Here is a 19,772-nt window from a genome sequence, read left to right as displayed (position 1 = left end):
TATTCGGACCACACCTGAGCACGCACACCACCCGGCGCAGATCACGACGGGGAGGGCGTCAGCAGCCCCTCGTCGATCGCGTCCGGGGAGGTGGCGACACCCGGCGGGGCCGCCTCGGTGGGTTCGGCCGAGGGCGACGCGGGTGACGGAATCGTTACGAGCGGTGCGGGTTCCGACGATTCGCCCATCGGCACCGGCGGCATGGGCGTGCTCGACGTCGGCCCGCCACTCGCCAGCGTCGTCGGCTCCGGGCTCGGCCCGGTGTCGGCCGGCGGGCGGACCACGTCGCGCTGCTCGGGCAGCGGCGGCGTGAAGACCGTACGGTCGAGTCGGTACACCTCGGGCGCCGGATCGACGGCCCGCACGTCAGGGCGGGAGGCCACGCCCCGCAGCACCTCCGGCGCCGCGCGCACCACCGCCGCGTAGACGCAGGCGCAGCCGGTGCGGTACGCCGCCGCCTCGGCGCTCGCCACGTCTGCCCCGATGACGTACCGCTGGCGCAACTCGCGCTCGGCGGCGCCGTCGCCGCGCACCTCGGCGGCCCTGGCCCGGTAGTCGGCGGCCTCGCCGTCCTTGCGGGCGGCCACCTGCGCCATCTGAGCGACCACGTCGTCCGGCATTCGCGACGCGGGGATGCGGACGATCTCGGTCTGCCGCCCGGGCAGCGGCACCCGGCCGAAGACCGTCGACACCGACACGTCACCGAGCACCGCGGCCAGCCGCTGCGGCGGCAGGTACGCGTCGAGCATCACCAGGGCGTACGTCCCGTCCCCGGTGGCCGGGGCCGTCGGGCTCAGCGCGGCCAGATCGGCCGCGGCCGAACGCAGGTAGCCGGGGACCCAGTCGCCGTCGGCCACCCCGACGCGGGTCACCTCGCCGACCGTCCGGTCGCCCACCGGAGCATCGTCGGCGGCCCACACGGCGGTGCCCAGCACTGCCGCCACGGAGAGCACGGCGGCCCAGGTGAGCACCCCGGACCGCCCCGACCGGTCACCGAGACGGGCCACCGCCCGGGTCAGCGGCGGCAGCAGCCGTTGGTCCAGCTGCCGCAGCAGGTCGCCGGCGCGCACAGGCGGGATCCCCTCGTCGGATCGATGTCGGGTGGTCGCCGCTCAGTCACGCAGGATCTCAAGCGCACGTTCCAGGTCGTCAGGGTAGTCGCTGACGAACCGGACCTCGTCCCCCGAACGGGGGTGCAAAAAGCTCAGTTCGCGGGCGTGCAGCCACTGTCGGGCCAGGCCGAGACGGGCCGAGAGGGTGGGATCGGCGCCATAGGTGAGGTCACCGACACAGGGGTGCCGCAGCGTGGAGAAGTGCACCCGGATCTGGTGCGTCCGGCCGGTCTCCAGTCGCACGTCGACCAGGCTGGCCGCCGGGAACGCCTCGAGGGTGTCGTAGTGGGTGATGCTCGGCTTACCGCCGGACACCACCGCCCAGCGGTAGTCGTGGGTGGGGTGCCTGTCGATCGGCGCGTCCACGGTGCCCCGCAGCGGGTCCAGGTGCCCCTGCACCACCGCGTGGTAGCCCTTGTCCACCTCGCGGTACTTGAAGGCCCGCTTCAACGCCGTGTACGCCTGCTCGCTCTTGGCCACCACCATGATCCCGGTGGTGCCCACGTCGAGACGGTGCACCACGCCCTGCCGCTCGGCGGCGCCGCTGGTGGAGATGCGGTGCCCGATCGCGGCGAGGGCACCGATCACCGTCGGGCCGGTCCACCCCGGGCTGGGATGCGCGGCCACGCCCACCGGCTTGTCCACCACCACGATGTCGTCGTCGGCGTACACGACGCGCAGGCCGGGCACCGCCTGCGGCACCACTGTCGGTGGGGCGACCGGGGCGGGCAGCGTGACCTCCAGCCAGGAGCCGGCCTTGACCTTGTGCGAGTTGGGCCGGGCAGCGCCGTCGACGAGGGCGTCGCCCGCGTCGACCAGGGCGGCGGCTGCGGTACGGGAGAGGCCGAACAGCCGGGACACCGCCTGATCCAGGCGCATGCCGTCGAGACCGTCGGGCACGGGCAGCGAACGGTGGTCGCCACCTGCGGCGAACGTGGAGGTCATGCCCGCTCCCTCTGCTCGGCGTCGGCGGTGGCGTCCGCGTCGGCGGGGGCGCCGTCACCGCCGGCCCGCCGGCCGTCACGCTGGCGACCGGTCAGCTCCAGCAGCACGGCCAGCAGCACACCGCAGACCAGCGAGCTGTCGGCCAGGTTGAACACCGGGAAGTACTCGCCGTACGGCCCGAAGACGCTGATCATGTCGACCACGTGGCCGTGGAACGGCGCGGGCGCCCGGAAAATCCGGTCCATGAGGTTTCCCAGCGCGCCACCGAGCACCAGGCCGAGGGAGATCGCCCACGGCAGGGAACGCAGCCGCAGCGCCATCCAGACGATCCAGCCGACCACGCCGATGGTGATCAGCGGGAACACCCAGGTGTAGTTCGCACCGATGCTCCACGCGGCGCCGCTGTTGCGGGTCAGGCTCAGGTAGACCAGCCCGCCCAGCACCCGGACCGGCTCCCGGTCGCTGAGCGCGGCCAGCGCGAGGTGCTTGGTCAGCAGGTCGGCCAGCAGGGCCACCAGGGCCACCCCGGCGAGGATCGCGACAGCCCGGGGCCGGGGCTTGCCGCCGCCCGGGTCGGTACGGCCGGGTTCGGCGGGCGGTGCTGCGGTCATGCGCTCCCCATCGAGGTGTGTCGGCGGTGATCGCTCACCGTCTCATCGCAGACGGGGACCGGGCGTCAGCGCCGCTCCTCCAACTGCTTGCACGTCACACACAGGGTGGCCGACGGGAAGGCGGCGAGGCGCTCGACCGGGATCGGGTTGCCGCACCGCTCGCACCAGCCGTAACCACCCTCGTCGAGGCGCTCCAGGGCGCGCTCGACCTGCGTGATCCGTTCCAGAATGCTGTTGGCGAGAGAGATCTCCTGCTCCCGCTCGAACGTCTTGGTGCCGGTGTCGGCCTGGTCGTCCCCGGCCGAGTCCGTCAACCGATCGCGCTGCAGCTCGGTGATCTCGCTCAGCGTCTGATCGTACTCGGCGCGCAGCTCGTCCCGCCGCGCCGCCAGCGCCGCCCGGATCTTCTCGGTCTCCGCCGCGCTGCGGGTGGCCTTGGCCACCGGCTTGCGGCCGGCGGTCCTGGTGTCGGCTGGCTTCGCCATGGGTCGCTCCTCGGCCGCGGAGCCGCTCGGTCGCGGCACCTGGTCAGGGGCGCCGACGAAGGCGTCCCCCAAGTACGAAAAGGGGCGCACGGCGACGATGGCCGCGCACTCCGGAGGTTGGCAAGAATACGGAACGTACAGGCGTCCGACAACGTGGCGCACCGTCGCACCGCTCAACAGCCCCGAGCCCTGCCTAACCGGGGCAAAGGGAACGCTAGCAGATCAACCGACCGCCTCATCCCCGTACTCGCCAAACCATCGGGCCAGCCGACCGCGTCGGCTGACCGCCCGCAGCCGCCGTTCGGCGGCGTCGCGCACCCCACCGGTGGCGACGATCAGCAGGCTGTCGCCGGTTTCCAGCCGGGTGTCCGGGCCGGGCACGAAGCCCACCCCGTCGCGCAGCACCAGGGTCACCGAGGCGCCCAGCGGCAACCGCAACTCGTCGACGTGCACGCCGGCCAGCCGCGAGCCCGGAGGCACCTCAAGTTGGAGCAGATCGGCCCGCATCCGCTCCAGTGGCGCGGTCTCCACGTGGATCTCGGTGGCCTCGGCCGGCGCGGTGGTCCCCAGCCAGCGGGCGAACGGACCGAGCGTGCTGGTCTGCACCAGCGTGAAGATCACCACCAGCACGAAGACCGCGTCGAAGAGGCGCTCCGCGCCCGGCACCCGCTCCGAGAGCGGAATGGTGGCCAGCACGATCGGCACCGCCCCGCGCAGCCCGGCCCAGGACAGGAACGCCTGCTCCCGCAGGCCGAGCCGGAACGGCAACGCCGAGACGGCCACCGACAGCGGCCGGGCCAGCAGCACCAGCGCCAGACCGGCGACCACCGCCGGCAGCACCGCCGCGTCCAACCGGCCCGGCGAGACCAGCAACCCGAGCAGCACGAACAGCCCGATCTGGGCGACCCACGCCAGCCCGTCGGCGAAGCCGAGGATCGCCTGCCGGTGCGACAGCCGGGCGTTGCCCAGCAGCACCCCGGCCACGTAGACGGCGAGGAAGCCCGAGGCGTGCAGCACGGCGCCGGCGGCGTACGCCAGGACGGTGATCCCCACCGCCGCGATCGGGTACAGCCCGGCGGACGGCAGCGCCGCCCGGCGCAGCGCCCACGTGCCGGCGAGGCCCGCGCCCACGCCCACCGCCGCGCCGACGCCCAGCTCGTAGCAGACCAGGCCGACCTCGTACCACCACGGATGCGACCAGCCCGCGTGCGACAGCAGCACCACCAGCAGCACCACCGGGGCGTCGTTCATGCCCGACTCGGCCTCCAGTGTGGCCACCAGCCGCGGTGGCAGCCGCAGCCGTCGCAGGGTGGCGAACACGGCCGCCGCGTCGGTGGAGGAGAGCACCGCGCCGTAGAGCAACGCCAGCCGCCAGTCCAGACCCAACAACAGGTGTACGACGATGCCGACCACCACGATGCTGACGATCACGCCGACCGTGGAGAGCGCGGAGGCCAACCCGAGGACCGGGCGCAGCGCGCTCCACCGGGCGGTCAGGCCACCCTCGGCGATGATCACGATGAGCGCGCAGAAGCCGAGGGTCCGGGTCAGCTCGACGTCATCGAAGCGGATACCTAGCCCGGCCTCGCCGATGGCCACGCCCAGCGCCAGGTAGAACAGCAGGCTGGGCACCCCCAGGCGGCTGGAGAGCCGGACGGCGCCGACCGCCACCAGCAGCACGGCCGCGCCGAGCAGCAGCGCGATGTCCAGCCCGGGCGTCACGGTTGCCGAGCCCGGGCGGTCCTCACCCTGCGGATCCGTCGCGCAGTCGGTGCAGCACGTCGGTCAGCTCGGGGCCGGGCCGGTCGACGACGAACAGCTTGTCCCGGCTGGTCGCGCCGGTGCGCAGCGACACCGTGGCCGCCCGGACGCCCAACGCGTCGGCGAGGGCGCGGCGGGCCGCCTCGGTCGCCCGGCCGTCCACGGCGCGAGCGTGGACCGCGATCACCAGGGCGGGCCCGTACGTGCCGTCAAAGCGGCCGCCAACGGTGTCGCGGGAGGCGCCAGGCTTCACCCGTACCGCGACGGTGAGCGCGTCCTGCGGGGGCACCGACACGGCTCTCAGATCGGCCGGGCGTCGGTGAGCAGGGCGGTGGCCGGCGCACACGTCGCACACGGCGTGAAGCCCAGCTCGACGGCCTCGGCGACTGCAAGAGTCTCGGGCACGCGGCCGGCCAGGCGTCGGCACCCGGCCAGGTGGTAGCGGGGCCGCCCGTCGACCACCACGACGGGGTCGGACAGCCGGGCGACCCGGGCCGCCTCGGCAGGGGTGATCGGCTGCTCGGCCGGCTCGTCGGCCAGCGCGTCGATCGACGTCGTGTCGGAGGGGTACGCCTCGTCGCCGCGGGCCACGAAGGGCGATGCCGGGCTGACGGGCGAGGAGCGTGACCCGTCGGTCGGGGTCACGAGCGGCGCCTCGGGCTCGAACGGCGGGGCCGCATCATAGGGCGGGGCCGTGTCAAAGGGCGGGGCCGCGTCGGGGTCGGACGGCGGCTCGGGTGGTTGCCGCCACCCGGTGCCGCCGTTGCCGACCGTCGAAGGTACGTGCTGGACCGGCACATCCGGCTCGGCCAGCGGTGGACCGTACGCGAAACCCGGCTGGGCCTGGCTGGCCCTGCGGAATGTCGCGCGGTCCCGCGGACCGGCCCGACCGGGATCCGCCGTCGCGCGGTTGGCGGCTGCCTGGCGGGCGCCCACCACCAACGCGACGGCGGCCAGCAGACTGGCCGCGATGGAAATGGTCAACAGAACGCTGGAGCCACCGGCCAGACCGAACACCAGCAGCACCACAGCGACGAGGATGAGCAGAAGACTCGCGACTATCACGGCTCACCCCCGCCGCGTCGTACCGTCCAGGCAGGGCCGGCGACCGTCACCATCTGCGGACAGCGATCGCCGGCCGGTGCTCAGCGTCCGGCTTCGAGGGCGCCGGAGCGCCCGCCGCCGTACGAACCGGCGAGACCTGCCGCCGCCAGCCCGTTGCCGCCGGCGACCCGGCCTGCCTCGGAGCGGGTCATCTCGGCTTCGAGGCCCTGGCCGCGACCGTCGAGGTCCCGCAGCTGGCTCTCCAGGTACGCCTTGAGCCGGGTGCGGTACTCGCGCTCGAACTGCTTGAGCTCCTCGATGTGCTTCTGCAGGGCCGTGCGCTTGGCGTCCAGGCCGCCCATGGCCTCCTGGTGCCGCTGGCGGGCGTCCCGCTCCAGGGCGTCGGCCTTCGCGCGCGCCTCGCGGGTCACCTCCTCGGCCTTGCTCCGGGCCTCGGACAGGAGCTGGTCGGCCTCGCGGCGCGCGTCGGACACGTGGTCGTCGGCGGTGCGCTGGGCCATCATCAGCACGCGGAGGGCCTGCTGCTCACCGTCACCGGTGACGCCGCCAGCCGGGCCGCCGGTCGCGCGGACCTGCTCCAGCTCGGCCTGCATGGCGCGGGCGGCCTGCTCGGCAGCGGACTTGTCGCGCTGCACCCGGTCCAGCTGGGCCTTGACGTCGTTGAGCTCCGCCGCCAGCCGGGCGTCGCCGCCGGGGCCGGCGGGGGCACCGCCACGGCCGCCGCGCTCCACCTGGGCGCGCAGCTCGTTGTTCTCCTCGATGAGACGGGCGAGCTCGCGCTCCACCTCGTCCAGGAAAGCGTCGACCTCCTCCTCGTCATACCCCCGCTTGCCGATCGGCGGTTTTTTGAAGGCGACGTTGTGGACGTCGGCCGGGGTCAGCGGCATCGAAACTCCTCGGGTCAGTTGCGGCCGCGAAAGCGCGTCGGTCATCAGGCAGATGCCCTGATCGACGGCCCTAACACGAACTCCATCAGCACGAACAGGATAACCAGGAGCACAAGGGAGGCCAGGTCGATGCTCACGGTACCAATTCGCAGCGGAGGGATCACACGCCTCAACGCGTTGAGAGGGGGATCAGTGACGCTCCACACGGATTCCAGTCCTGCCGATGCGCCGCGTCCCGGCTGCCACCGCCGGCCGTACTGCAGAACAGCGCTCAACACGAACCGGGACAGAAGAAGAAGCAGGAAGACATAAAGGACCAGATACAACACTTGCAGTAAGATCGACAACACGGTCAGCGACGTCCCTCGGGTCGGGCGGGGTCAACTCAGGCTGAAAAAACCGCCCTCAGCGATCTTGGCCTTGTCCTCCGCGGTGACCTGGACATTGGCCGGTGAGAGCAGGAACACCCGATTGGTCACGCGCTCGATCGTACCGCGCAGCCCGAACGCCAGACCGGCCGCGAAGTCAACCAGACGGCGGGCGTCGGCCTCATCCATCTCGGTGAGGTTGATGATCACTGGTACGCCGTCGCGGAAGTGCTCACCGATGGTGCGCGCCTCGCGGTAGGTGGTCGGGTGCAGCGTGGTGATCTGGTACCGCTGCTCCTCCTCGGGCACGGCCACGCGCTCCCGCGTCGCGGCCTGCGGCGCGAGGGCCAGATTGTCGCGCGTGTGGTACGTCAGCGCGCCCGACGTGTCGCCGGCCGAGGACCGCGTGATCGACCGTACGCTGGACCGCTCGGCCCGCTCCGGACGCTCACCGTCACCGCGGTCGGACTCGCCGCCGCGCCCGGTGGACCGCTCGGAGAGCCGGCCCCGCTCGCTGGAGCGCGGCCGGGGAGCCGGTGGCTCCTCGGTGTCGTCGTCGTCCTCGTCGGCGAACTCCTCGGCGTACCGGCTCTGCCGGTACCGCGAGTCGCGGTAGCCACCCTTGTCGTAGCCACCGTCGTCGTAGGCCCGCTCGTCGTCTTCCTCGACGAGACCGAGCCAGACCCCCGCCTTGCGCAGTGCACCCATCCCGCGCCCTTCCGTCCGCCGTGCGGCACTCGCCCCCGTGCCATGTCGCCCGTCGCGAGTGGACAACCATGCCCATCGGACCGGAACGGCAATCCCCCTGGCGCGCGATTCGCGTCGCGCGTCACGACCCCCACAAGGATCCGCCGCCCTGAAACAACACTGATGTAATTTGCCTGTCTCGCGGTCAGGCTACCGCAGCGTGGGACGCATTCCGAGCAACGCGCTACCGACGCGGACATGTGTCGCGCCGTATCGGATCGCGATTTCCAGGTCGCCGCTCATTCCCGCCGACAACGCTGTCGCTCCCGGATGGAGGGTCCGAAACGCCTCGGCCACCTCGGCCAGTCGGGCGAAGGCCCGCTCCGGCGACCACCCCAGCGGCGCCACCGCCATCAGACCGGCCAACCGCAGCGCGGGCGCGTCGGCCACCGCCGCGGCGACCGCCTCCAGCCCTGCGCCCTCATCGGCCGAGTCGGGCAACGCGCCGCCGCGCGCCGGGTCGCCGTCGATGCTCACCTGCACCAGGGCGTCCAGCGGCCGTTCCCGCTCCGCCGCCGCGTTACCCAGCGCGCGGGCCAGCCGCACGCTGTCCACCGAGTGCACGACGTCGGCGTAGCGGACGACCGAGCGGGCCTTGTTGCGCTGCAACTGCCCGATGAAGTGCCAGCGGGGGCGTACGCCGGCCGCAGCCACCTCGGCGGCCTTGCCGGCCGCCTCCTGGTCGCGGTTCTCCCCCATGTCGGTCACCCCGAGCCCGGCCAACGCCAGCACGTCCCCGGCCGGGTACGTCTTGGTCACGGCGATCATCGTGACGTCGGTGTGGTCCCGGCCCGCGTCCGCGCAGGCGTCGGCGATCCGGGCTCGCACCTGGGCCAGGCCAGCCGCGAGTTCGGCGCGGCGGTCCGGTCGTACCGTGGCTGAACTGTCGGTCATCGGCGGCGCTCAGGAACCGTTCTTGAGAAAGTCGGGCACGTCCACGTCGTCGAAGAGCACCCGGCGCGGCGACTGGGCCGGAGCCGGCAGGGTGGCCGGCGGCGGCACCGGGGTGCTCTGCGGCGCCGGCTGGTTGGTGTTGGTCTTGCGGGTCGGCTCGGCCGCCTTGTACGCCGGCGTGCCACCGTCGAAGCCCGCCGCGATGACCGTCACCCGCACCTCGTCGCCGAGCGCGTCGTCGATCACCGCGCCGAAGATGATGTTGGCGTCCGGGTGGGCCGCGTCGGTGACCAGCTGGGCCGCGTCGTTGATCTCGAACAGGCCCAGGTCGGAGCCGCCGGCGATGGAGAGCAGCACGCCGCGCGCGCCGTCCATGCTCTGCTCCAGCAGCGGGCTGGAGATGGCCGCCTCGGCCGCCTCGACCGCGCGGTTCTCCCCGCGGGCGCTGCCGATGCCCATCAACGCGCTGCCGGCGCCGCTCATCACGCTCTTGACGTCGGCGAAGTCCAGGTTGATCAGACCCGGGGTGGTGATCAGGTCGGTGATGCCCTGCACACCGGAGAGCAGCACCTGGTCGGCCGTGCGGAAGGCGTCCATCATGCTGATGTTGCGGTCACCGAGCGCCAGCAGCCGGTCGTTCGGGATGACGATCAGCGTGTCGCACTGGTTGCGGAGTTCGTCTATCCCCGTCTCGGCCTGCACCTGGCGGCGCTTGCCCTCGAAGGAGAACGGGCGGGTCACCACGCCGATGGTCAGCGCGCCGAGCTTGCGGGCGATGTTGGCCACCACGGGCGCGCCGCCGGTGCCGGTGCCGCCACCCTCGCCGCACGTCACGAACACCATGTCGGCGCCCTTGAGCACCTCTTCGATCTCGTCGCGGTGGTCCTCCGCGGCGTTCTTGCCGACGTCCGGGTTGGCCCCGGCCCCCAGGCCACGGGTCAGCTCCCGGCCGACGTCGAGCTTGACGTCGGCGTCACTCATCAGCAGCGCCTGGGCATCGGTGTTGATCGCGATGAACTCGACGCCCTTGAGCCCAACCTCGATCATCCGGTTGACGGCGTTGACGCCGCCGCCCCCGATGCCGACGACCTTGATGACCGCCAGGTAGTTGTGCGGAGGTGTCATCTCCGGTCCTTTCCTTCGAGATTGGCTTCGGCCGACCGGGTACGGCGTGGCCAGACCAGCGGCCGACGACAGCTGTCACCAGCGAGAGTCAGGGGTGAACCCTCACCCTCTACTAGAGGCTTACAGTTATGTCAACCACTGAAGCTCTTCGGGGCAACGTAAGCGCCACCACGCGATGAGCCAAGGACCCGACCGGCGTGTCGCCGCCGGAGCGCGACTCGTCACGTCCGGAGCACGCTCGCCGGTCAGCGGAAGGTCACCACGTCCGGCGCGCTCACGTCGATGCGCTTGCTGTCCTCGTCGAGCAGCGCGGTGGCCACCCGGGCCTTGTCCGTACCCCGCGTGGCATCGCCCCAGACCACCGTGCGGTCTCCGCGCAGCCGCAGGCTGATCCGGGCCAGGCCCTCCACCTTCAGCTCCACCAGCTCGGCCCGCAGTTGTGGGGTCAGCGCCCCGAGCACCTCCAGCGCGGCCCGGGTGTCCGGGTCGTCGGCGGCGGGCCGGGTCACCCGCACCAGCGGCAGCCCGGCGGGGCGGCGGGCCACCGTCTGGAACGCCACGCCGCTGCGGTCGACAAGCGCGAACGCGTCCGCCTGCGGCACCACCGCCACCGCCGTCCGCTCGGTCACCCGGACCACAAGCGTGCCCGGCCAGTCCCGCGACACGGTGGCCCGCTCCACCGGCGCCAACGCGCCGACCCGACGCGCGGCGGCCGCCAGATCCACCCGGGCCAGTGGCACCCCGTCGGGCACCCCCACCGCGTCGCGCACCTGCACGTCCGTGACCAGCTTGGCGCCCTCGACCGTCACCGTGCGGACCCCGAACAGCCCGGTACCGAGGACCGTCCAGGCGACCATCCCGAGCAGGGCCAGCACCCCGGCGGCCACCGCCCACGGCAACGCCGCCCGCATCCGACGCTGCCGGGCCCGGGCCATGAAGCGGCGGGTCGACGCCGGCACCGCGTCGCTGCCAGCCCGGACCAACTGCCAACGCCGGACCGGACCGCGCCGTGGGGCGCCGCCGTCGGCGCCGCTGGTCCGCCCTCGGGCGGGGCCCGGGCTCATCCGGCCGTGGGGGCGGCGCCGTCCGGTGCGGCGGCGCCACCGAGCGCCGCCCCGTCGCCACCGGCCGTGGACCCGCCGGGCACCGGCTGGCCGATCGCCGGGGTCGTGGCCACCGGGTCGACAGTCGCCCCCGGCGCGGACTCGGCGGTACGCGCGCCCAGGGCGGCCAGCAGCTCGTCACCCATCAGCGAGATCGGCGGAGCGCCCATGGTCACCACCACGTCCCCCGGGCGGGCCCGACGGACCACCTCGACCGGCGCGGCATCCCAGGAGTCGACGAACACCTTCCGCTCGGCCGGCAGCGCCACCGCCTCGATCAGCGCCGCCGAGCCCTCACCCGGCTGGCGCAGCTCGCCCGGCCCGAAGACCTCCAGCAGCACCACCTCGTCGGCGATGGCCAGCGCCTCGGCGATCTCCGCCTGGTTGTCGCGGGTGCGGTACAGCCGGTACGGCTGGAAGACGACGATCAACCGCCCGTCGCCGGCCACCTCGCGCAGCGTCTGCATCGCCAGCGTCATCGACGTGGGGTGGTAGGCGTACTCGTCGTAGACCAGCACGCCGTCCGCGACGCCCTTGCGCTCGAAGCGTCGCCGCACGCCGGGGAAGACCGCCAGCGCCGCCTCCGCCGCCTCCAGCGGCAGCTTGAGCAGGTACGCGGTCAGCACCGCCGAGGCGCTGTTGAGCCCCATGTGCCGCCCCGGCACCGGCAGCCGGAACTCGCCCAGCGACCGGCCGTCGATCGCGGCCAGGTAGCGCACCCCGCGCGCGGAGGAGACGATCTCGGTCAGCCGCAGGTCGGCGTCCTCGGCCGCGCCGTAGGTGAACACCCGCCGCCCCTCGGCGCGCAGGGTCGCCGCCAGCCGCCGACCGCCCGGGTCGTCGGCGCAGGTGATGATGAACCCGTTCGGGTCGGTGAGCCGGGCGAACTCGACGAACGCCGCCTCCAGCGTCGCGTAGTCGCCGTAGGTGTTCAGGTGGTCCGGCTCGACGTTCGTGATGATCGAGACGTACGGGCGGTAGATGAGGAACGAGCGGTCGCTCTCGTCGGCCTCCACCACGAAGTACTCGCCGGTGCCGTGGTGCGCGCCCGAGCCGACCTCGGAGATCTCCCCGCCGATCACGAAGGACGGGTCGACCCCGGCCTGCTGGAGCACCATGGTCACCATCGACGTGGTGGTGGTCTTGCCATGGGTGCCGGCGACCGCCACCGCCCGGCGACCGGTCATCGCCGCGGCCAGGGCCTCCGAGCGGTGCAGCACCCGCAGGCCGCGTCGACGGGCCTCGACCAGTTCCAGGTGGTCCTTCGGGATGGCCGAGGAGTAGACGACGGTGTCCACCCCGTCGAGGTTGGTCGCCTCGTGGCTGAGGTAGATGGTGCCGCCGAGCGCCCGCAGACCCGCCAGCGAGGGCCACTCGCGCAGGTCGCTGCCGGAAACCCGGATGCCCCGGGTGAGCAGCAGTCGGGCCACGCCGAGCATGCCCACCCCGCCCACGCCGATCAGGTGGACGGCGCCCAGGTCCTCGGCGGTCAGCGTGCCCGCCGGGGTGAACTGAGCGGTCACCGGGCCACCGCCTCGAGGACGAACGACCGCAGCGCCTCGTCACCGTCGCGCCGCCCGTACGCCGACGCCGCGGCGCCCATCGCGTAGAGCCGTTGCGGATCGCGGATCAGCGGGATCACCGCGCGCTCCAGCCAGTCCGGGGTCAGCTCCCCGTCGTCGACGAGCAGCCCGCCGCCGGCCTCCACCACGGGCAGCGCGTTGCGCTTCTGCTCCTGGTTGCTGTGCGGGTACGGCACGAAGATCGTCGGCAGGCCGATCGCGGCCACCTCGGCGACGGTCATCGCACCGCCCCGGGCCAGCATGAGGTCGGCCGCCGCGTAGCCCAGCTCCATCTCGGACAGGTAGGGCAGCGTCACGTACGGCACCGGCAGGTCGGTGGGGATCGGCACCGGCTCGTTGCGGGCCCCCATCACGTGCAGCACCTGCACACCGTTGCGGGCCAGCTCCTTGGCCGCGCCGGAGACCGCCAGGTTGATCGAGCGGGCGCCCGACGAGCCGCCCGCGACGAAGAGCACCGGCAGGTCGGGGCGGAGCCCGAAGTGGGCGCGGGCGGCGTTGCGCAGCGCGTACCGATCCAGCGAGGCGATGCTGCGGCGCAGCGGCACCCCCACCACCGTCGCGTCGCGCAGCGACTCGGCCTGGCTCGGCTGGTGCGGGAAGCCGACCGCGATGTTCTTGGTGAACTTCATGCCCAGCCGGTTGGCCACGCCCGGCGGCACGTTCACCTCGTGGATCACCATGGGCAGCTCGCGGCGCCACGCGGCCAGGTAGGCCGGCACCGAGACGTACCCGCCGAAGCCGACGACCGCGTCGGCGCGGACCTCGTCGATCACCTTGCCCGCGGCGCGGGCCGCGGTCCACATCCGGCCCGGGGTACGCACCAGGTTCATGTTCACCGACCGGGGCAGCTGGTACGCCGGGATCTGCCGCAGGTCGTAACCCTGTGGCGGGATCAGCTCGTTCTCCATGCCCTTGGGTGTGCCGAGGCAGGTGATCCGGACGCCCGGGTCGTGTCGGCGCAGGCAGTCGGCGAAGGCGAGCAGCGGGTAGATATGCCCCCCGGTGCCACCTCCCGCGAGCACCACCGAACGCAGCGGACCCATCAGCGTCTCCTCTCGCTCGCCGTACCCTGGCGGCTCCGGCCCTGCCGGGCGCCGCGCGGTGCGGCCTGGTCGTCCTGGCGCCGCTCGCGGGACCGGGGCACGGACCCTCGGCCAGCCGGCGGCGACGCCGGTCGGCGACGCCGGCCGGGAAGCGGCGGCAACGGGGCCCAGAGTAGTCGGACCCACCGGGCCGGCGGACGGGCATGCAGTGCTCTGGCCGCATCGGGTTCGGCGCGGGCGAAGGACGCCAGCATCCCGATCGCCGCCAACGTCACGACCAGGGCACTTCCACCGTCGGAGATGAACGGCAGCGGCAGGCCGGTGATCGGCAGCAGCCCCACGACCCCACCGACGTTGATCACCGCCTGGCTCACCAGCCAGGTGGTCACCGCGGCGGCCGCGAGCCGCCGGAACGGGTCCTCGACCCGTCGGGCGATGCGCAGACCGGTGTACGCGAGCACCGCGAACAGGCTCAGCACCACCGCGCAGCCGATCACGCCCAGCTCCTCGGCGATGATCGCGAAGATGAAGTCGTTGTGCGCGGCGGGCAGCCAGTCCCACTTGAGGCTGCTCTTGCCCAGCCCGACGCCGAACCAGCCGCCGTGCTCGATGGCCAGCCGGCCCTGGTAGATCTGGTAGCAGGGGTCACCGCACTGCTCCGGGGGCGGCGGGTTGAGAAAGAGCGTGAGCCGCGCCAGCCGGTAGTTCTCCGCGCCGCGTTCGCCGGAGCCGGCGCCCAGCGAGGCCACCGCGACGAGCAGGCCGACGCCGAGCAGCCCGACCACGGTCAGCGCCCCGAAGACCCGCATCCGCACGCCGGCGGCCCAGAGCAGGCCGACGACCAGGGCCAGCAGGCAGAGCATGGTGCCCACGTCGTTGTAGCCGACCAGGACGAACAGCAGGCCGATCACCGGGAAGAGCGGAGTCGCCAGCTCTCGCCACCAGCCCAACGCGGCGCCCTTGCGGGCGATGATGTGCGCGCCCCACAGCACCAGCGCGAACTTGGCCAGCTCGGAGGGCTGGAGCTGGATGCCGCCGACGAACAGCCAGAGCAGCTCGGCGCGCAGCGGGCCGAGCTGGGCCGACTCCTGGCCGGCCAGTCGGGCGTACGCGAGCAGCAGGTTGAGCACCAGCAGCAGCACGACCGAGGTGATCAGCAGCGGCCGGCCCAGGGTGCGGTAGGTGCTGGCGGGCAGGCGCTGACACGCCCAGAACGCCCCGATGCCGATCACCGCGAAGATGGCCTGCTTGGTCACCGAGGCGGACGCGTTGCCGTCCTCGGCGTAGTCCTTCACGCTGGTCGCCGAGAAGACCATGGTCAACCCGATGAGCAGCAGCAGGCCGGCGCTGGACAGCAGCAGGTAGTAGGACGCCAGCGGCCGGTCCAGCAGGCCGCGCAGCGCGGCCAGTCCGCCGGCCGCGTCGAATCCGCGCAGCGGAACAGCGCCGCCCTCCGGCTCACGCCCCGTCGAGCCCGCCGTACGCCCCGCGGCGCCCGGCTCACGCGCTCCCCGGCCCGGCTCACGCGCCGCGCCTTCCGCCGGACGCGCCGCTCCGTCCGCCTCGCGGGCCGCGCGGTCGGGCTCGCGGGCGGCGCGGTCGGGCTCCGCCGCACGCGCCGTGCCCGGTGACCGTCGCGGTCGACCGGCTGTCCTGTCCTCGGTGCCTGGTTCCTCCCCCACCCGGACATCATCACCGTTCGGCACGCCCGACAGGCCCACAACGATGCACCGGGCGTGTCGGGCATTCGGCCCCCAGGGAAGGTGCCCGGCCCCTTTGCTCTGCTTCAACGGACGCAACACCTTTGCCGCGCGAGTGTTGCGTCAGTTGAAGCAGAGCAAAGGAGAGTTCGACCACCCTGCCACCCGACCGGCTACGCGCACACCGCATCGCCGCCCGCCCGGCGGTCGGGCGGGCGGGCGGGCGGGCGGGCAGGCAGGCGGACAGGCGGGTGAACAGGGTGGATCAGGTCATGTTGGCGAGGAACTCGCTGTAGAACAGGCCCAGGGCGATGGCCACACCGATGCCGGCGATGATCCAGAACCGGACCACGATGTTGACCTCGCTCCAGCCGGCCAACTCGAAGTGGTGCTGCAGCGGCGACATCCGGAACACGCGTTTGCCGGTGGTCCGGAAGGAGATGATCTGGATCACCACGGACATCGTGATGATCACGAAGAGCCCGCCGATGATCGGCAGCAGCAGGATGGTCCGGGTGGACATCGCCATGCCGGCGATCAGGCCGCCCAGGCCCAGCGCCCCAGTGTCACCCATGAAGATCCGCGCCGGGGACGTGTTCCACCACAGGAAGCCCACACAGGCCCCGGCCGCGGCCCCGGCTATCAGCGCGATCTCCAACGGGTCACGGACCTCGTAGCAGTACGGCTGGGTGTAGCTCGGGTCGGCGCACCAGTGCCGGTACTGCCAGAACGCGATAAGCGCGTACGCCGCGAGGACCATCACCGAGGCGCCGGTGGCCAGACCGTCCAGACCGTCGGTGAGGTTCACCCCGTTCGTCGCGGCCATCACCACGAAGATGAAGATGATCACGGCGCCGACCTTGCTGACCTCCAGGAAGTCGATGTCCCGGATGAAGCTCAGCGTGGTGCTGCCCACGGTCTGGGTGTTGGTGGCCTTACCCGTCGCGTCGGTCATGGTGCTCGGGAACCACAGCGCGATGACTCCGAAGACCGCGCCGACCAGGATCTGGCCGAGCAACTTGCCACGCTTGTTGAGACCGGCGCTGTTGCGCTTGCGCACCTTGAGGAAGTCGTCGAGGAAGCCCACCGCGCCGGAGAACACCATCAGCCCCAGCAGCACCAGCGCCGTGATGGTCGGCTCCACCTGGGCGATCTGCGCGTCCGGCAGCGTGGTCAGCGCCAGGTGCCCGGCGACGTACGCGATCACCGTGGCCAGGATGAAGACCACGCCGCCCATCGTCGGCGTGCCCTTCTTGCCCTGGTGCATGGCCGGGCCGTCAGACCGGATCGGCTGGCCGGCCTTGAGCCGGGTGAACACCTTGATCGCGATCGGCGTGCAGAACAGCGAGACGACGAAGGCCACCCCGATGGCGACGATGATGGCCCTCATCGACTGGCCTCCTCGGCGGCGTCGGCGCGCAGGGCGTCGGCCACCTCCCAGGTCCGGTACCGGGAACCCTTGACCAGGACGACGTCGCCCGGCCGTAGCTCGCCCCGCAGCACCTCGACGGCCGCCGCCTGATCGGTGAGCAGCACCGACTCTCCTCCCCAGTTCGCTACCGCTGTCGCGCCTTCGTGGATCGGCGCGGCCGGCTCACCCACCACGAGCAGCCGGTCGACACCCAGCTCGGCCGCGAGACCGCCGACCTCGGCGTGGCCGTCGCGCTCGAACGGGCCCAGCTCGGCCATGTAACCGAGCACCGCGACGGTACGCCGCCCCCGACCGAGGCTGGCGAGCGCCCGGAGCGCGACCGCCATCGAGGCCGGGTTGGCGTTGTACGAGTCGTCGATGACCGTCACCCCGTCGGGCCGGTCGAAGACGTCCATCCGCCGGGTGGACTTCAGCCCCAGTTCGCCGAGCGCCGTGGCCAGGTCGGCCAGCGGCATGCCCAGCTCCCGGGCGACCGCGGCGGCGGCGAGGGTGTTGCCGACCTGGTGACGACCGGTCAACGCGAGCCGCACCGGCACCCGCCCCTCCGGCGTGACAAGGGTGTACGACGGGTGCCCCCGCTCGTCGAGCGTGACGTCCTCGGCGCGCAGGTCGGCGTCCGGCGCCTCGCCGTAGCGGACCACCCGGGCCCGGGTGCGAGAGGCCATGGCGTCCACCCGGGGGTCGTCGGCGTTCAGCACGGCGAGGCCGTCGGCCGGCAGCGCCTCGACCAGCTCGCCCTTGGCCAGCGCGATGTTGTCCTGCGAGCCGAACTCGCCGATGTGCGACGTGCCGACGTTGAGCACCACCGAGATGCGGGGCGGCACCAGCTCACACAGGTAGCGCACGTGCCCGATGCCGCGGGCGCCCTTCTCCATCACCAGGTAGCGGGTGTCCGGCCCGGCCAGCAGAGCCGTGTACGGGTGACCCAGCTCGTTGTTGAACGACCCGGGCGGGGCCACCGTGGCGCCGAGGCGGGCGGTGAGCTGGCCGATCAGGTCCTTCGTGGTGGTCTTGCCCGAGGAGCCGGTCACACCGATCACGGTCAGCTCGGGCAGCCGGGCCACCGCCGCGCGGGCCAGCCGGCCCATCGCGGTCAGCGCGTCGTCGACAAGCACCATCGGCACCTCGGGCACCTCGCGGGTGCCGAGCACCGCCACCGCGCCGGCCGCCAGCGCCGTCGCCGCGTAGTCGTGCCCGTCGACCTTCTCCCCCGGGAAGGCCACGAAGAGCGAACCGGGCCCCACCTTGCGCGAGTCGAACTCGACCGAACCGGTGACGGTGGCGGCCGGGTCCGCGTGCACGAGCCGCCCGTCGACCGCCGCGGCCACCTCGGCCAGGGTCAGCGCGATCACCGCTGACCCGCCCGGTCGGAGAAGCGGGCCCGCAACGCGTCGGCCAGCTCGGTGCTGTCGTCGAACGGGAACATCTCGCCCGCCACCTCCTGGCCCCGCTCATGGCCCTTGCCGAGCAGCGCGATCACGTCGCCCGGCTCGGCCAGTCGGACCGCCTCGTCGATCGCGTCCCGGCGACCGGCCACCTCGATGATCCGGGCGGCTGTACCCGCCCGGTACGCCCCGGCGAGCACCTCGGCGCGGATCTCCGCCGGGTCCTCGGTACGCGGGTTGTCGTCGGTCACCAGCACCACGTCGGCCCCCTCGGCCGCGGCGGCGCCCATCACCGGGCGCTTGCCCCGGTCGCGGTCCCCGCCGGCGCCGATCACACAGATCAACCGGCCGGCGCTCAGCTCGCGCAGCGCGGCCAGCGCGGCCACGATCGCGTCGGCCTTGTGCGCGTAGTCGACGACCCCGCGTACCGGCCCGACGACGTCGACCAGTTGCAGACGGCCGGGTACGCCACCGCAGGCGGCCACGCCGGCCGCCGCGGTCGCCGGCTCCACCCCGGCGCCCACCAGGGCGGCGATCGCCAGCAGCGCGTTGGCCACGTTGTGCCGCCCGGGCAGCGCCACCCCGGCGGCCAGCACTACGCCGTCCGGGCCGTGCGCGGTGAACCGCTGCGCGTACCCCTCGCCGTCGACACCGTCGGCCCACCAGGTCGCGGACGGGTCGCCGGCCGCCGAGTAGCTGACCGTCGCCGGCTTGTAGAGCGGCTTGAGCGCCGGATCGTCGTGGTTGAGCACCTCGACCGCGCACCGGCCGTCGAAGAGCTGCGCCTTGGCGGCGAAGTAGTCGGCGCTGTCGGCGTGGAAGTCCAGGTGGTCGGAGCCGAAGTTCGTGTACCCGCCGACGGCGAAGCGCACCCCGCCGACCCGGCCCATGGCCAGGGCGTGGCTGGAGACCTCCATGACCACGGCGGTGACGCCGCGCTCCCGGGCGGTGGCCAGCATCGCGTGCAGGTCGGTCGCCTCCGGGGTGGTGCGCACGCTGTCGATCACCAGATCACCCAGCCGGGTCTCCACGGTGCCGATCAGCCCGGTGGTGTGCCCGGCGGCGCGCAACCCCGACTCGACCAGGTACGCGGTCGAGGTCTTGCCGGCGGTCCCGGTCACGCCGATCACGGTGAGCGCCGCCGTCGGGTCGCCGTACACCGCCGAGGCCAGCTCGCCGAGCACCGCGCGAGGGTCGGGCACCACCAGGGCGGGCAGGCCGCTCGCCGCCGCCAGCTCGGCGCCGGCCGGGTCGGTCAACAGGGCCACCGCGCCGGCCTCGGCGGCGCCGACGGCGAACTCCGCGCCGTGGCGGCGGGCGCCGGGCAGGGCCGCGTACAGGTCGCCGGGGCGGACCTCCTGGCTGGCGTGGGTGGCACCGGTGACGACCACGTCGGCGGCGTCCGCCGGGAGGTCGACGGCGAGCCGGACGGCGAGGTCACCGAGCCGGACGCCGGTCACGGTACGTGGACGTGGATTGCCGGGCACGGCGTCAGACCCTACCCGGTCGCCCGGTTCCGGCCGCAC

At 73.0% G+C, this 19,772-nt stretch carries 19 protein-coding genes; all 19 read right to left on the bottom strand.

The features are described from left to right. Positions 1-41 precede the first annotated feature (41 nt). The gene (locus ACGGAQ_RS12095; RefSeq protein WP_393047568.1) at positions 42-1,070 is read right to left on the bottom strand and encodes a hypothetical protein; all 1,029 of its coding nucleotides are present in this window, start codon (positions 1,068-1,070) and stop codon (positions 42-44) included. 42 nt (positions 1,071-1,112) lie between these two features. Further along, positions 1,113-2,057: an RluA family pseudouridine synthase gene (locus ACGGAQ_RS12090; RefSeq protein ID WP_393047565.1), complete on the bottom strand. Its 945-nt coding sequence runs from the start codon at positions 2,055-2,057 to the stop codon at positions 1,113-1,115. Further along, positions 2,054-2,668: a signal peptidase II gene (gene lspA, locus ACGGAQ_RS12085; RefSeq protein ID WP_393047562.1), complete on the bottom strand. Its 615-nt coding sequence runs from the start codon at positions 2,666-2,668 to the stop codon at positions 2,054-2,056. Before lspA ends, ACGGAQ_RS12090 begins: the two co-directional genes overlap by 4 nt. 65 nt (positions 2,669-2,733) lie before the next feature. After that, positions 2,734-3,153, bottom strand: coding sequence for a TraR/DksA C4-type zinc finger protein (locus ACGGAQ_RS12080; protein ID WP_007463005.1), 420 nt, complete (start codon positions 3,151-3,153; stop codon positions 2,734-2,736). A 222-nt stretch (positions 3,154-3,375) separates the two neighbouring features. Next, positions 3,376-4,875 carry a potassium/proton antiporter gene (locus tag ACGGAQ_RS12075; protein WP_393047558.1) on the bottom strand — a complete coding sequence of 500 codons (1,500 nt, stop codon included), beginning with the start codon at positions 4,873-4,875 and terminating at the stop codon, positions 3,376-3,378. Between the two features lie 22 nt (positions 4,876-4,897). Next, positions 4,898-5,209: a DUF167 domain-containing protein gene (locus tag ACGGAQ_RS12070; protein ID WP_393047555.1), complete on the bottom strand. Its 312-nt coding sequence runs from the start codon at positions 5,207-5,209 to the stop codon at positions 4,898-4,900. Positions 5,210-5,214: 5 nt separating this feature from the next. Then, the gene (locus tag ACGGAQ_RS12065) at positions 5,215-5,979 is read right to left on the bottom strand and encodes a hypothetical protein (RefSeq protein ID WP_393047552.1); all 765 of its coding nucleotides are present in this window, start codon (positions 5,977-5,979) and stop codon (positions 5,215-5,217) included. 80 nt (positions 5,980-6,059) lie between these two features. Next, a complete protein-coding gene (locus ACGGAQ_RS12060) occupies positions 6,060-6,866 on the bottom strand; it encodes a DivIVA domain-containing protein (protein WP_007463015.1) in 807 nt (268 codons plus the stop codon). A 44-nt stretch (positions 6,867-6,910) separates the two neighbouring features. Further along, positions 6,911-7,216 (bottom strand): YggT family protein, encoded by a 306-nt coding sequence (locus ACGGAQ_RS12055; protein WP_088949372.1) that lies wholly within the window; start codon positions 7,214-7,216, stop codon positions 6,911-6,913. Between the two features lie 30 nt (positions 7,217-7,246). Continuing rightward, positions 7,247-7,942, bottom strand: a complete 696-nt coding sequence (locus ACGGAQ_RS12050) for a cell division protein SepF (protein WP_354856138.1) — start codon at positions 7,940-7,942, stop codon at positions 7,247-7,249. Positions 7,943-8,131: 189 nt separating this feature from the next. After that, positions 8,132-8,875, bottom strand: coding sequence for a YggS family pyridoxal phosphate-dependent enzyme (locus ACGGAQ_RS12045; RefSeq protein WP_393047546.1), 744 nt, complete (start codon positions 8,873-8,875; stop codon positions 8,132-8,134). A 9-nt stretch (positions 8,876-8,884) separates the two neighbouring features. After that, positions 8,885-10,000 (bottom strand): cell division protein FtsZ, encoded by a 1,116-nt coding sequence (ftsZ, locus tag ACGGAQ_RS12040; RefSeq protein WP_234588050.1) that lies wholly within the window; start codon positions 9,998-10,000, stop codon positions 8,885-8,887. Positions 10,001-10,245: 245 nt separating this feature from the next. Beyond that, on the bottom strand, positions 10,246-11,064 hold the full coding sequence (locus tag ACGGAQ_RS12035) for a cell division protein FtsQ/DivIB (RefSeq protein WP_393047543.1): 819 nt from the start codon (positions 11,062-11,064) through the stop codon (positions 10,246-10,248). Then, the gene (gene murC / locus ACGGAQ_RS12030) at positions 11,061-12,626 is read right to left on the bottom strand and encodes a UDP-N-acetylmuramate--L-alanine ligase (protein WP_387180012.1); all 1,566 of its coding nucleotides are present in this window, start codon (positions 12,624-12,626) and stop codon (positions 11,061-11,063) included. Before murC ends, ACGGAQ_RS12035 begins: the two co-directional genes overlap by 4 nt. Continuing rightward, the gene (gene murG / locus ACGGAQ_RS12025; RefSeq protein WP_354856134.1) at positions 12,623-13,729 is read right to left on the bottom strand and encodes an undecaprenyldiphospho-muramoylpentapeptide beta-N-acetylglucosaminyltransferase; all 1,107 of its coding nucleotides are present in this window, start codon (positions 13,727-13,729) and stop codon (positions 12,623-12,625) included. Before murG ends, murC begins: the two co-directional genes overlap by 4 nt. Beyond that, positions 13,729-15,138, bottom strand: a complete 1,410-nt coding sequence (locus ACGGAQ_RS12020) for an FtsW/RodA/SpoVE family cell cycle protein (RefSeq protein ID WP_393047894.1) — start codon at positions 15,136-15,138, stop codon at positions 13,729-13,731. The genes murG and ACGGAQ_RS12020 overlap by 1 nt, the downstream gene beginning before the upstream one ends. A 556-nt stretch (positions 15,139-15,694) precedes the next feature. Further along, entirely contained in the window at positions 15,695-16,819 is a 1,125-nt protein-coding gene (mraY, locus tag ACGGAQ_RS12015; protein ID WP_354856133.1) for a phospho-N-acetylmuramoyl-pentapeptide-transferase, read from the bottom strand. Then, entirely contained in the window at positions 16,816-18,213 is a 1,398-nt protein-coding gene (gene murF / locus ACGGAQ_RS12010) for a UDP-N-acetylmuramoyl-tripeptide--D-alanyl-D-alanine ligase (RefSeq protein WP_393047538.1), read from the bottom strand. The genes mraY and murF overlap by 4 nt, the downstream gene beginning before the upstream one ends. Further along, on the bottom strand, positions 18,210-19,772 hold the full coding sequence (locus tag ACGGAQ_RS12005; RefSeq protein WP_393047535.1) for a UDP-N-acetylmuramoyl-L-alanyl-D-glutamate--2,6-diaminopimelate ligase: 1,563 nt from the start codon (positions 19,770-19,772) through the stop codon (positions 18,210-18,212). The genes murF and ACGGAQ_RS12005 overlap by 4 nt, the downstream gene beginning before the upstream one ends.

The organism is Micromonospora sp. NPDC047557 (assembly GCF_043205095.1).
In the GTDB taxonomy this organism is placed as follows: Bacteria; Actinomycetota; Actinomycetes; order Mycobacteriales; family Micromonosporaceae; genus Micromonospora.
The sequence above is the reverse complement of the archived record's forward strand: the minus strand, read 5'-3'. Positions and strand labels throughout refer to the sequence as shown.

Bases quoted from the DNA above. Each gene is read 5' to 3' on its own strand.
- lspA (WP_393047562.1), bottom strand. From the start codon at position 2,668: ATGACCGCAGCACCGCCCGCCGAACCCGGCCGTACCGACCCGGGCGGC.
- ACGGAQ_RS12035 (WP_393047543.1), bottom strand. From the start codon at position 11,064: ATGAGCCCGGGCCCCGCCCGAGGGCGGACCAGCGGCGCCGACGGCGGC.
- ACGGAQ_RS12060 (WP_007463015.1), bottom strand. From the start codon at position 6,866: ATGCCGCTGACCCCGGCCGACGTCCACAACGTCGCCTTCAAAAAACCG.
- ACGGAQ_RS12080 (WP_007463005.1), bottom strand. From the start codon at position 3,153: ATGGCGAAGCCAGCCGACACCAGGACCGCCGGCCGCAAGCCGGTGGCC.
- murG (WP_354856134.1), bottom strand. From the start codon at position 13,729: ATGGGTCCGCTGCGTTCGGTGGTGCTCGCGGGAGGTGGCACCGGGGGG.
- ACGGAQ_RS12090 (WP_393047565.1), bottom strand. From the start codon at position 2,057: ATGACCTCCACGTTCGCCGCAGGTGGCGACCACCGTTCGCTGCCCGTG.
- ACGGAQ_RS12045 (WP_393047546.1), bottom strand. From the start codon at position 8,875: ATGACCGACAGTTCAGCCACGGTACGACCGGACCGCCGCGCCGAACTC.
- ACGGAQ_RS12050 (WP_354856138.1), bottom strand. From the start codon at position 7,942: ATGGGTGCACTGCGCAAGGCGGGGGTCTGGCTCGGTCTCGTCGAGGAA.
- ftsZ (WP_234588050.1), bottom strand. From the start codon at position 10,000: ATGACACCTCCGCACAACTACCTGGCGGTCATCAAGGTCGTCGGCATC.
- mraY (WP_354856133.1), bottom strand. From the start codon at position 16,819: ATGAGGGCCATCATCGTCGCCATCGGGGTGGCCTTCGTCGTCTCGCTG.